21 protein-coding genes are annotated in these 9,553 nt (G+C 58.4%); 3 read left to right on the forward strand and 18 right to left on the reverse strand.

Annotation, left to right across the window (positions count from 1 at the left end; all coding sequences use genetic code 11):
• Window positions 1-4 precede the first annotated feature (4 nt).
• Genes AC6H34_RS28955 through AC6H34_RS28965 form a run of 3 tightly spaced genes read left to right on the forward strand, consistent with a single transcriptional unit; the run spans window position 5 to window position 983 of the window.
• A complete protein-coding gene (locus tag AC6H34_RS28955; RefSeq protein ID WP_497541127.1) occupies window positions 5-217 on the forward strand; it encodes a hypothetical protein in 213 nt (70 codons plus the stop codon).
• Window positions 214-630, forward strand: a complete 417-nt coding sequence (locus tag AC6H34_RS28960; protein WP_497541128.1) for a hypothetical protein — start codon at window positions 214-216, stop codon at window positions 628-630. The genes AC6H34_RS28955 and AC6H34_RS28960 overlap by 4 nt, the downstream gene beginning before the upstream one ends.
• Window positions 630-983 (forward strand): hypothetical protein, encoded by a 354-nt coding sequence (locus tag AC6H34_RS28965; protein WP_497541129.1) that lies wholly within the window; start codon window positions 630-632, stop codon window positions 981-983. The genes AC6H34_RS28960 and AC6H34_RS28965 overlap by 1 nt, the downstream gene beginning before the upstream one ends.
• Here the strand turns inward: AC6H34_RS28965 and AC6H34_RS28970 are convergent.
• The 18 genes from AC6H34_RS28970 to AC6H34_RS29055 all read right to left on the reverse strand — a co-directional run bounded on the left by AC6H34_RS28970 (window position 980) and on the right by AC6H34_RS29055 (window position 9,068).
• Window positions 980-1,228, reverse strand: a complete 249-nt coding sequence (locus AC6H34_RS28970; protein ID WP_497541130.1) for a hypothetical protein — start codon at window positions 1,226-1,228, stop codon at window positions 980-982. The genes AC6H34_RS28965 and AC6H34_RS28970 overlap by 4 nt on opposite strands.
• A gap of 109 nt (window positions 1,229-1,337) precedes the next feature.
• Complete coding sequence (locus tag AC6H34_RS28975; RefSeq protein ID WP_497541131.1) at window positions 1,338-2,315, reverse strand: DNA methyltransferase; 978 nt, start codon at window positions 2,313-2,315, stop codon at window positions 1,338-1,340.
• A 188-nt stretch (window positions 2,316-2,503) separates the two neighbouring features.
• Window positions 2,504-2,761: a hypothetical protein gene (locus tag AC6H34_RS28980; protein ID WP_497541132.1), complete on the reverse strand. Its 258-nt coding sequence runs from the start codon at window positions 2,759-2,761 to the stop codon at window positions 2,504-2,506.
• Complete coding sequence (locus AC6H34_RS28985; RefSeq protein WP_497541133.1) at window positions 2,761-2,928, reverse strand: hypothetical protein; 168 nt, start codon at window positions 2,926-2,928, stop codon at window positions 2,761-2,763. Before AC6H34_RS28985 ends, AC6H34_RS28980 begins: the two co-directional genes overlap by 1 nt.
• Window positions 2,925-3,140 (reverse strand): hypothetical protein, encoded by a 216-nt coding sequence (locus AC6H34_RS28990; protein ID WP_497541134.1) that lies wholly within the window; start codon window positions 3,138-3,140, stop codon window positions 2,925-2,927. The genes AC6H34_RS28985 and AC6H34_RS28990 overlap by 4 nt, the downstream gene beginning before the upstream one ends.
• Entirely contained in the window at window positions 3,141-3,446 is a 306-nt protein-coding gene (locus AC6H34_RS28995) for a hypothetical protein (protein WP_497541135.1), read from the reverse strand. It abuts the gene before it with no gap.
• Window positions 3,443-3,652: a hypothetical protein gene (locus AC6H34_RS29000; protein ID WP_497541136.1), complete on the reverse strand. Its 210-nt coding sequence runs from the start codon at window positions 3,650-3,652 to the stop codon at window positions 3,443-3,445. Before AC6H34_RS29000 ends, AC6H34_RS28995 begins: the two co-directional genes overlap by 4 nt.
• Window positions 3,652-3,933: a hypothetical protein gene (locus AC6H34_RS29005; RefSeq protein ID WP_497541137.1), complete on the reverse strand. Its 282-nt coding sequence runs from the start codon at window positions 3,931-3,933 to the stop codon at window positions 3,652-3,654. Before AC6H34_RS29005 ends, AC6H34_RS29000 begins: the two co-directional genes overlap by 1 nt.
• 5 nt (window positions 3,934-3,938) lie before the next feature.
• Window positions 3,939-4,211, reverse strand: a complete 273-nt coding sequence (locus tag AC6H34_RS29010) for a DUF2312 domain-containing protein (RefSeq protein WP_497541293.1) — start codon at window positions 4,209-4,211, stop codon at window positions 3,939-3,941.
• A gap of 66 nt (window positions 4,212-4,277) precedes the next feature.
• Window positions 4,278-4,430 carry a hypothetical protein gene (locus AC6H34_RS29015; protein ID WP_497541138.1) on the reverse strand — a complete coding sequence of 51 codons (153 nt, stop codon included), beginning with the start codon at window positions 4,428-4,430 and terminating at the stop codon, window positions 4,278-4,280.
• A 42-nt stretch (window positions 4,431-4,472) separates the two neighbouring features.
• Window positions 4,473-4,886 carry a DUF3310 domain-containing protein gene (locus tag AC6H34_RS29020; protein WP_497541139.1) on the reverse strand — a complete coding sequence of 138 codons (414 nt, stop codon included), beginning with the start codon at window positions 4,884-4,886 and terminating at the stop codon, window positions 4,473-4,475.
• 135 nt (window positions 4,887-5,021) lie between these two features.
• On the reverse strand, window positions 5,022-5,285 hold the full coding sequence (locus AC6H34_RS29025; protein WP_497541140.1) for a hypothetical protein: 264 nt from the start codon (window positions 5,283-5,285) through the stop codon (window positions 5,022-5,024).
• Window positions 5,285-6,958 carry a hypothetical protein gene (locus AC6H34_RS29030; protein WP_497541295.1) on the reverse strand — a complete coding sequence of 558 codons (1,674 nt, stop codon included), beginning with the start codon at window positions 6,956-6,958 and terminating at the stop codon, window positions 5,285-5,287. Before AC6H34_RS29030 ends, AC6H34_RS29025 begins: the two co-directional genes overlap by 1 nt.
• Window positions 6,886-7,140 (reverse strand): spike base protein, RCAP_Rcc01079 family, encoded by a 255-nt coding sequence (locus tag AC6H34_RS29035; RefSeq protein WP_497541141.1) that lies wholly within the window; start codon window positions 7,138-7,140, stop codon window positions 6,886-6,888. The genes AC6H34_RS29030 and AC6H34_RS29035 overlap by 73 nt, the downstream gene beginning before the upstream one ends.
• Before the next feature lie 160 nt (window positions 7,141-7,300).
• Window positions 7,301-7,525 carry a hypothetical protein gene (locus AC6H34_RS29040; protein WP_497541142.1) on the reverse strand — a complete coding sequence of 75 codons (225 nt, stop codon included), beginning with the start codon at window positions 7,523-7,525 and terminating at the stop codon, window positions 7,301-7,303.
• Window positions 7,526-7,820: 295 nt separating this feature from the next.
• Window positions 7,821-8,069, reverse strand: a complete 249-nt coding sequence (locus AC6H34_RS29045) for a hypothetical protein (protein WP_497541143.1) — start codon at window positions 8,067-8,069, stop codon at window positions 7,821-7,823.
• A gap of 85 nt (window positions 8,070-8,154) precedes the next feature.
• Window positions 8,155-8,367: a hypothetical protein gene (locus tag AC6H34_RS29050; RefSeq protein ID WP_497541144.1), complete on the reverse strand. Its 213-nt coding sequence runs from the start codon at window positions 8,365-8,367 to the stop codon at window positions 8,155-8,157.
• Window positions 8,364-9,068, reverse strand: a complete 705-nt coding sequence (locus tag AC6H34_RS29055; protein WP_497541145.1) for a DUF7168 domain-containing protein — start codon at window positions 9,066-9,068, stop codon at window positions 8,364-8,366. Before AC6H34_RS29055 ends, AC6H34_RS29050 begins: the two co-directional genes overlap by 4 nt.
• Window positions 9,069-9,553: the final 485 nt, after the last annotated feature.

A 9,553-nucleotide genomic window follows, 5' to 3' on the forward strand; every position in this document is an offset into this window, starting at 1 on the left:
TCAGTTGCCCCCGGCTCCGGACCTGATGAAGCCCGTCCCGGTGCCGGTGATCAAGGAAGGTATGGACGCGCGACTGCTGGCCGCCCAGGCGCTCGGAGCGACCGATACGGCCAACAACCGTCTGAAAGGCTCTCGCCGCTGGTATGAGCAGGTGCGGCAGTGCTACGAACAGCCCGCCGACGCTGTCTGCACGGCTCAGCCTGGGGCAGCACAATGAGCCGCAACCGCGACATCGAATGGTTGCTCGCCTGTCTGCTGGTGGCGCTCGGAGTCGCGGTTCGCTTCATACCTGACAACATGCTCTCGCCATTCCTCCAGCTTGTGACTGACTACGGCGTCGTGGATGACGTTCTCACGATCGTCATGATTGTGATCGGCTCGGTGTGGATGGTCGGCCTCAAGATTAACGGCTCGTGGCCGGGCGGCACACCCTGGATAAGGCTTGGCTGTGCGATCCTCGGGACGGGCATGTGGGGCTTCATTTGGACAGGCATAAGCATGAATGGCCCGTCGACGGGCGTCGCCACCTATGGAGTTGTGACTGCGTTTTCTATTCTAGCGTGCGCTCGTTGCGGAGCTGACGCGGCCAAGGCATTGATCGCAGCGCGCAAGCGCCGGGAAACTATATAATGTGGTGGGAAAGCCAAGTTCTATGGGCTGGGGTTGCCAGCGTCATCACCGCTCTGCTTGGCGGCGTTGCGGCCATTATAGTCGGAAAGCGCCAGCAGAAGCCGACGGTCGCGCATGCAAATTTGCCGGCCGCGATCGAGGATCTGGACGGGCGCTTCGATACCATTGATGGCAAAGCCGACGGTATCGCGTCGATGCTCTCTCGCCATATCGCGGACATCAACAAGGACGTCACCCGGATTCATGGCGACCTGGTGGTCAGGTTGGACGAGTTGGATGACAAGGCGACGTCGAATGCACGCGCCTTGTCAGAGCTGCGGGGTATGTTGACGATGCTGGCTTCCAGTCGCTAGTCGCAGATTCTTTCTGCGAGCTCGTGGAAGAAGCCTGTCTCGATACCTGGGCAACGCGGCTTTTCCATCATCGCCATCATCGTGAAATTGAGCAGGTGTAACGCTCCGTCCTTGCGCATTCGCGCGCATAGATCCCTCGCCAATTGCCTACCTTGGATGTTGTCCTGTCGCCAGTTGCCGGTTGGCGTCACTGCCCACAAGTCCTCCGTCGCGTCTTCCTCTAAAGTATCCTCAACCACACTCATGGTGTCCCCGTAGTAATATAGTTGCAGTTTTGCAGTCCCAAAAAATATACTTCTTCGGGTTTATCGGTCTAAATACTTTTGACCGAATGATTTTGTTTATTTATTCAAGTCACAGTTCGGCAATGTCTTTTTTATAACACCTTTGTAATGTGGATAAATCTGTGGATGGTTCGCCGAACAGCTCATCCAAACCTGGGCCTCTCCGCTTGGGCAAATCGAGGCGACGCCGAATATCGACGATAGACTCCCGGTCCTGTTCGATGAGCGTGCAGTCGACACCTTCGTTCCGGGCGGCCTGACCGGTGGTACCGCTGCCTGCGAATGGATCAAGCACATGTCCGTCGCGCGGCGTGACGTGGCGAATGAGCGCCTGCATCAGGGCGATGGGCTTGACCGTCGGGTGCGAGCTTCCGGCGCGGTCGGCCTTGCCCGCCTTCGCATTATAGATGAGGGGTTCGCGATCGAAGGGTGTTCCGTCAAGACACGCCCCTAGGCAGGTCGAGCACCCCTCCTGCCAAATGTTCCCATGCGTGCCATCGCCTGCGACCACGTAGCCCGTATCGCCGCAGTCTTCGCAGAGAAAGGGGTAGCTCTCGAAGAAGCCCGCACTCTCACCCGGGAAAAGCGTCTTCACCTCGTCGCTGCCGTCGTGGATGAGGTTGGCCGGCCAGTTACCGTTCGCCTTCACCCGACACGCATCGATGCTCACCGCGCCGACGCCGTGGCGCAGAAGGTTGAGAGCCGCATTCTTTTCGCTGAATGGCTTCTGACCGATATAGATCGGCTCCAGGGCGAGCTTGCGCGCACCGGCGCCGAATACTCGCCCCTTGAATTCGTTGCCGCGACCTGGTGCCCAACGCTCCACATGCTGGGCCGCGCTATGTGGCCGTGGCATGCCGGAGCCATAGGCCCAGCCGATCAAGGGGTGCGTGACAAAGCCCGCCCGCTCGATCGCAATCGCCACGTGGTGGTAGGTGCGACTATGTGAGAAAGCGACGATGTATGCGCCCGGCAACAACACGTCGAAGACAAGACGCCAGAACGCGGGGTCGCGCTCTATGCCGGTACCGTCCCACCGCTTGCCCATGAAACCTCTGCTTTGGCGCGCGAATGCACCATCGCGTCCCGGTTTCGCGGGGGCAGCGGAGGTAGACCCGAACCTATCGATAATGGAGACGAGTCCGTATGGCGGGTCCGTGACGCAAGCGTGAAACCGCTTTCCGCTCCTGTGAATAGTGCGGAGAACCTGCCGTGCGTCGCCTTCGTGCAGCTTGATCATAGTTCGTCCAGGTCACGGGTCCGTTTGGGCGTCTGCACGCTCGGCAGCGGCTCAGGGGCGGCTTTGGGCTTGGCCGCCTTCGGAGATTTCAGCGACCTGATCTCGCCGGCCAGGAACGCCGCTGCGGCGGCCTCCGCCTCCTTCATGGTCGCGCGATAGGCGACGACGGGCATCAGCGCTCCGCCGCTCACGAACTTGGCGCAATAACGGGCATGCTCTGGTGCCTCGGGACAGTCGTAGATGAGGATCTGCATCAGCCTGCCACCTCGCTCAGGATTTGCGCGAGGATGAGATAGGGGGACTTCCCCATGTTCCGCGGCACATCCTTGAATTTGATGAGCTTGATCCCGTTGGCGTGGAGCAGCTTGTTCAGGGCATCGGCGGCCTTGATCTGCTCGGCGAGGTCGCTGGAGATCTTCATCGACGCACTCTGACATCGGTATTGGCGATGTAGGTCGACTCCAGCGCGTCGGCGATCCGGTTGATGTCGTTGAGGAAACCGTGGAGTAGGTTGAAGCCGGCAACGATTGCCGTCGCAGCCTCGACGTTCGTCGGCTCGCGTCCGGCCTGCATCGGTGCAACGACACACTCGCGTATGGCCATGATGTTGCCGGAGATGTCAGCCTCGGTCATCTAGAGCTCCTCCAGGTCGCGTTTTGATTTAGTTGCGGGTGTGGGTTGAGCCGGTGGCGGATCGGCCGGAACTTCGGCAGGCTCGGCGGCCGCTGCTCGAGCCATCATGGTCTCAGCACGCTTCCGGCCGACCAGGGCATACATGATCGCCTTCACCGGATCACGGTCAGCACAATGCTCGGAGACGCTGCTGGTGGCCCGACGATACATGGCGTTGAAGCCCACCCGACTGTCGTAGATGACACTCAGGTGGTTCAGCTCGCCGCGCTTCGCGATCGAGCGCAGGGTGTCTTCAAGAGCGCTCATCTGCCGTGCTCCAGCCGGTTGATACACCAACCGATAAACACGCCAATGGCGCCGACCCAAAACAGCGGCCAAGCGCAGCTTATCCAGAAATCGAGCCAGCCAGACCCACTTCCGCGGTTGCCGCGATCATCTCGACGCGTGACGATAAAGCCGAGCGTAAGGGCCATGCCGGCAAGCCAGATATATGTAACCTCGAGGGCGCTCATCAGATGTCGATCTCCCGCGCCTTATGCTTCGCCGGCTTCTCGGCGGCCGTCTTCAGCCCGGCCGAGTCCACCGTTTGGAACTGCTTGGTGATCAACGGCTTGCTGAGGCACTCGTCGATCGCGGCTTCGGCAGTCGGGCCGTTACCGAACTCGGTCCAGCTCATTTTGGCGCCCAGCACCTTGCGGACATTCGCCTGCCAGGTGCCGTCGTTGTGCTGGAAGAGATTGTTCAGGAGCAGCCCCTTGTCGGCCACTCGCTTCAGGGCTGCGTCGAGGCTCACAGTGGTCAGCCTTCCATGCCCAGCGCCTGGAGGTAGAGTTCCAGCATCGCGTCGCGCTCGGCGCGCTCGGCCGCCGCGATCTTTCGCAGCGAGACGACTTTGCGGATTGTGGCGGTGTCGAAGCCGTTGGCCTTGGCCTCGCCGTACACTTCCTTGATATCGTCAGCGATCGCCTTCTTGTCTTCCTCGAGGCGCTCGATTCGCTCGACGATCGACTGCAATTGGTCTGCCGCTACGCTGGTGGCGTCGGTGCCCTTGCGCTTGCTGTTATGCCCGATGCCTGGGCCGAAATCTTCATCATCGTCACGACGAGATGCCATGGGGGAAGTCTCCTGCTTGGGGTTTTAGGCCGACCGCGACTTGGCGTGGATCTGGCGATCGATGAGCTTCGCCCGGGCATGTGCGACGATCGCCAAGGGGCTGACGGTGTGGCGCAGCCACCAACGATATCGGCTCAAGCCAACGGGTTTGGCTTCGTCCTTACGACGCTTTGCCATCGGGGGATCTCCTGTAGGATTAGAATTGCAACATAATGTTGACTACATAGCCAAGTCAAGTTTCGGCTGGGCCTCCACATCATTTTCTTGACGAATGATCTCGTCGATGACCGCGAGGAGCGGCGATACCCCGCATGCGCCGCGGACCCACGACTCCAGGGTCATGAGTGCCACGGCTTCCGGGCCGGCGATCTTGTTGCGCTCGATATACTCGCTCATCGGCATTTCGAAGCGTGCCGTCGGCGGTGACAATGAGAGGAATTCCGCCCTCAGTTCAGCGATATGTCGGGACTTTTCCACGTCCTGGAGACCGTTTTTGTCGCGGAATCGGGTGAGATATTTCAGGATCGAGAAGGAGGTCGCGTCCCACTGGTTGCGGTGGGCGAATTCGAATGGGCTGACCTCGAGCTTGAGATAGTGCGTGCCACCGACCATGCGGCGCAATGGGTCTGACATCGGGGATTCCTTGGCTGGGAACGTCCGACTACATTAAGCAACTTTTTGATGACAAACAAGCGAAAACGTCAACATGGACAGGCGAAAAAGGCCGCTGAAGCGGCCCTTAGAAGGCACCTCGGTGATGTCCCGAGACTATATGATCACCGGTAGAACCAGCAACTCGCTCTCTACGGTGTGGATCTGGTAATTCTCGAAAAAGTCGTAGAACCCCGTGTAGGCCGGGTCATTCATCAGCAGTGCAGGGACGAAGAACTTCCCGACGAGGGTACCAAGCCCTAGCTGATTGGCTAGTGGGTTGTTGATGGGAATCCCCAAAACCATGGCTTCAGGCGTATTCAATGCCTCTGCAGCCGTTTCCTGATCCTGGTCGAGAATGAAGAAAGCTTGAACGGCCATTATGCTGCCTGAGCTCCTATCTTAGTGAGTGCGTTCACTGCGATTGTATTAAAATCGACTTCCTGCTGGTTGGTCAGGCTCGCCCCCGACCAGACGAAGGCAACCCGGTCTGTGCTAAAATGTATAGCCGCCCCGTTTGACAAGGCTAACGCCATATGTACCTGGGTTGTGAACCCTCCTACGGATGCCTCACCGGGATCTTGTACAAGAATGCCGTCCTTGACATACCGGTTTGAGTTGGCGGCCCTGCGATTGCCTAGAGCGAAACCCTTGGCGTTACCAACAGCCATGGGAATGTTAGGTCCGACTCCGGAATCACAGGTGCGTGTCCTGTGAACCAACGGGGCTGTCAACATAGGGTAAACGTTGTGCGCAGAATGTGAGCCCCAAACACAAGAAGTGTTGTTGCCTGTTGTACGGGATGTATTTATATACGCACCGATACTATTATTGTTCTGGCTCCCGTTGACCATCGAGATGACGGCTTGGACACCGTCAGTCAAGTAAGAGCTTGTACCGTTTCCTGTGTACCCGCGGTCTCTTGTGAAAATCGGCGCGTTGACAGGTGCCAACGGTCCGAGCGGCTTGATCGCATTTCGCTGTGCTGCTTGCGCATCGTAATTGGCAAGAAGGTGGAACTTGTCTCCCCTCTGCCAAATGCCTGCGGCCTTGAGCGGCTTAATCCAATCAGCGTCATACCAATCGGCGTAGCTGGCGGAACCGTAAGCAGTCTGCAACTGAACGTCGGATGCAATCTGATCGAGGTAGTTCCAAGTCTCGGTCTCGTACTTTGCCCAAAGGTAGTTCAGGAAGGTTGTGACGGCTGTGTTCAGGGTTGCATGTTGGGCGTCGGTCAGAGAGCCGCCCCAGCCCGCGAACGAGACCTGATGAGCCGCGCCCTGAACGGCTCCCGCATTGTTGTACGCACCGACATAGAAGTTGTTGTTTGGCACAACGGTGCTGGTCGTGGCATCCGTCGACAGCTTGACGCCATTCCTGAAGGTTCTCAGGTCAGTCGAGGACGACCGATTGCCAGCGGACAGGCCCGTGGCATCGGTCACCGTGGTCCCAGACGAGGTGCTCGCGTTGACCCGCACGTAGATCTTGCCGTCGGTGTAGAACGGATGGATGTACGTGACGCCGGTGTCGCCCGCACCGATAGGAGGGCGGTTGTTCCCTGCGATAGGGGTGGGTATATAAACCGCGACAAAGGCAGAGTTCCGGGTGTACTTGCAGCCGGGGGCCGCCGTGGGGTTGAACCCACTGTCCAGCCTCGTGGTCGTGTTAGTCGCGCCGGTATGACCACGCCTCGTGCGGAACGTGGCAGGAATAGCTGAGCCATTGTCTAGGTTATATGCGTTCTGACGCCAGTTCTGGAGACTGTCGGCACCGTTGAACGCTCCGTCAAAGTACAGACAGTCACACTGGTCAAACGTGCCGTCCGACTTCATAGTGACGAAGAACTGATTGATCGCAGCCTTGTCGTCTTTCGTCAACTGCGCGGTCATTCGGGAGAAAAGGGCTGAAGCATCCGGATCGTAGATCTTGCCCGCGCGCCGTATCACTGACGGAATGGCGAAATCGAAGCCGAAGCCAAACATCACCAGTGGCTCACAATATCCGTTGCCGTGGTACCGGTTGCCCAGATTTTGGTCGCCCTGATCGGCATCCAACCTTGCGCATTTTTGTAGATGATATCGCCGCCGTCTCGCAGTGTGACCCTGAGGTCCCCGGCTGTGCCGACCCATAGGACGCGCGATACGGTCGCGAGGTCTTGGGTGTTACTCGGTACGACTGCGGCGCCCGTGGCAACAGGAGACGATGCGGGATATTTGTAGTTCTCGGCCGCTGCCATGGCTCATCCCGTAATGTCGGTTGGGTCGAGCCTCGTTGAAACACCACCGCACCTTCTTGTCAATAAAAAGGTGACTTTTTGGGGTGGACCATATTGGAAAGGACCGGCAGACCAATGGCTATCACACCGATTGCGGCACGTCACTGACTCCGTGACGAAGTCAGCTCCTGGGCGTGGCCTTCACCACATCTGCACGCAGCTCTCGAATTTGTTCCGAGTACGTGCGAGCCCAGCGCTCCTCGGCTCTATGTTCGGCGGCCGCCGCGGTGTCGCCAGCCTGTTCATGGACAGTCGCTATGGCAGCAGCACCATCGGCAGTTCCCTCGAGGTAGTCGGCAGCGGCATTGAGACCGTACCTGACACCGTCGACGTCGGTACGCCTCATCAACCCAGCTCTGTCGAGCCATTCGGCCCACCCACGCTCTACTGCCTGTTGTGCTGCCTCGAGCGACGCTGCTTCCCCAAAACCCTCTGTGATCGACCTTATATCGACGGCAGCGATCCTGTAATAGAATGCGCTGTCGTCGCGTTCCACGATGAAGCCCACACGGAGGGATCCCTGATAGGCGTCCCACCCCGCGCTACCTTGTCGTTCCCATCGCAAATTCATTGTCAAAAATTACCTGTCTACGCTTTCACGAGTTGAACATGCCGCGCTGCTCCTTTTCGGCGATCGTGCCTCAGTGCGTGCGGCGCGGAGTACGTGAAATATGCTGATGATGATTCTGTTCCACTAGTAGATTAAATAACTCCTGGACCGCCTCTAAAGCGGTCATGCCACGGGCTTCTATCAGACCCCCTTCATCGCGGTTGCTGCCAATGAGCGCTTCCCAAGGCAACTCATGTTTGGCCGTATAGAAGAGCGAAAAGTCGCTGTTTCCAACCTTGCGCTCGATGCATTTAGCAATGAGTTTCTCGAGGTTGCTCACGAGTTGAGGTACCTCCACGCGGCAATTTCCATCGAACTCGTCAACTTTAGCGCCAAGCTGGTCCGGATCACAATTACGGGCTAGCTCATTGCTCCAACTTCATCAAAAGGTTCTGCACGGCTTCAACTGCAGTTTCTCCTTCCGCTGTGGTCTCGTTGATCCACACTCCAGATTTCACGTCGGAGTCAAATTGCCCGACGGTTGCAGACCAACTCGCTGTGTCGTAGCGCAGATCGAACTCCTCTTGGTCGGTTAAACGCCCGATGCATTTCCCGATTAAGTCTTCGAGAACGCTCATCGCCCAATCCTCCTGGCATTATCCGTCGGCCCGCGTAGGCCCTCATTCAACCCGACGCGGTCACCGGCCGCAACACCGTCGCCGTATGACTTCTCGTAGTCCCGGCTGCGGCGCGCATCCATCTTCTCTGTCTTCAGACCCGCATCCTTCATCGCCTGCGCGACCAACTCGTCGTGGAGCACGATCAGACCGGTACCTGTCGGGGCTGGCGGCTTCAATGCTCGGATGCGCTGCCTGAGCCTGTCGGCCATGCCATCCAGAAAGGGCAGGACATGCCTGCGACGAGCGGCCGGCACCAACAATGCCACGCCGCGCTCGAGACGCTTGTACTCCTGCCGCATTGCCCTGGCGCAGATCTCCAGCAGGTAGCGAGCAACGTCGACCTCGTGGTCGAATCCAAAGAAGCTGATCTCGATCGGCCACACGCCCTTGCGCGACTGCCAGTAGCGAGCGCCGGTGAGACGCGCAATGCCGTCGGCCACCTTCCAGAGGCGCTCGCCGACGGGATCTTCGTGATATTCCGTATGCTTCTTGAAGGCGCTCTCCCGCATCTGCACCTCATCGATCGTGAGGTTGTAGCGGGCCAGCATCTCCGCGGCCTTGGCCGCGGCGGCAATTGCCTCATCTTCGGTACAGCCGTTCTCGACGGTCTTCGCGAGCAGAGCGCGAATGCGAGCGGCGATCTTGTCTTTGTCGATCATGGTGGTGGGCGCCTGGACTCGATCATCATATACCGCGCCTCAATCTGTCTAGTACTGGTCCAGGTGGCGCTCGTCTGCATTCCTGGTGGGCTTCTCGCCGACACTTTCATTCTCCCGTTTTTTGGTTCGACCTCCTGATGCCGCCACATGGTGGGCCCGTCGCATAGCGATGTTTCATTTCCAAATTCCAATTTCTAGTCAACGTTTCGTTGACAAGGCGAACATAGAGTCGCCGGCTCACAGTGTCAACATTAAGTTGCTATTTTTCGTAAAAAAGTTGACGACTGTGTGTTGGCTCGTCGGCTTCGCCGACTACCCAAAGCCACCACCGGGCCGCTCGGTTGACACGCCTATTCGATGAGAACATAACAGGAACAACTGCAAGGGATTCGCCATGGGTCTGAAGAAATATCCGCCGTCAAACCATGTAGTTGAGCCCGCTGGCTTGTCGTTCCTCATCCAGGAATGGACGGACGACGGGATGC

It is taken from the genome of Labrys sp. ALF-8 (genome assembly GCF_059699065.1).

Excerpts from the sequence above, each read along its gene's own strand:
- AC6H34_RS28960 (WP_497541128.1), top strand. The coding sequence starts at position 214 with ATGAGCCGCAACCGCGACATCGAATGGTTGCTCGCCTGTCTGCTGGTG.
- AC6H34_RS28980 (WP_497541132.1), bottom strand. The coding sequence starts at position 2,761 with ATGCAGATCCTCATCTACGACTGTCCCGAGGCACCAGAGCATGCCCGT.
- AC6H34_RS29000 (WP_497541136.1), bottom strand. The coding sequence starts at position 3,652 with ATGAGCGCCCTCGAGGTTACATATATCTGGCTTGCCGGCATGGCCCTT.
- AC6H34_RS28970 (WP_497541130.1), bottom strand. The coding sequence starts at position 1,228 with ATGAGTGTGGTTGAGGATACTTTAGAGGAAGACGCGACGGAGGACTTG.
- AC6H34_RS29035 (WP_497541141.1), bottom strand. The coding sequence starts at position 7,140 with ATGGCAGCGGCCGAGAACTACAAATATCCCGCATCGTCTCCTGTTGCC.
- AC6H34_RS28985 (WP_497541133.1), bottom strand. The coding sequence starts at position 2,928 with ATGAAGATCTCCAGCGACCTCGCCGAGCAGATCAAGGCCGCCGATGCC.
- AC6H34_RS29050 (WP_497541144.1), bottom strand. The coding sequence starts at position 8,367 with ATGAGCGTTCTCGAAGACTTAATCGGGAAATGCATCGGGCGTTTAACC.
- AC6H34_RS29025 (WP_497541140.1), bottom strand. The coding sequence starts at position 5,285 with ATGGCCGTTCAAGCTTTCTTCATTCTCGACCAGGATCAGGAAACGGCT.
- AC6H34_RS28990 (WP_497541134.1), bottom strand. The coding sequence starts at position 3,140 with ATGACCGAGGCTGACATCTCCGGCAACATCATGGCCATACGCGAGTGT.
- AC6H34_RS28975 (WP_497541131.1), bottom strand. The coding sequence starts at position 2,315 with ATGGGCAAGCGGTGGGACGGTACCGGCATAGAGCGCGACCCCGCGTTC.
- AC6H34_RS28995 (WP_497541135.1), bottom strand. The coding sequence starts at position 3,446 with ATGAGCGCTCTTGAAGACACCCTGCGCTCGATCGCGAAGCGCGGCGAG.
- AC6H34_RS29040 (WP_497541142.1), bottom strand. The coding sequence starts at position 7,525 with ATGAGGCGTACCGACGTCGACGGTGTCAGGTACGGTCTCAATGCCGCT.
- AC6H34_RS29020 (WP_497541139.1), bottom strand. The coding sequence starts at position 4,886 with ATGTCAGACCCATTGCGCCGCATGGTCGGTGGCACGCACTATCTCAAG.
- AC6H34_RS29015 (WP_497541138.1), bottom strand. The coding sequence starts at position 4,430 with ATGGCAAAGCGTCGTAAGGACGAAGCCAAACCCGTTGGCTTGAGCCGA.
- AC6H34_RS29055 (WP_497541145.1), bottom strand. The coding sequence starts at position 9,068 with ATGATCGACAAAGACAAGATCGCCGCTCGCATTCGCGCTCTGCTCGCG.
- AC6H34_RS28965 (WP_497541129.1), top strand. The coding sequence starts at position 630 with ATGTGGTGGGAAAGCCAAGTTCTATGGGCTGGGGTTGCCAGCGTCATC.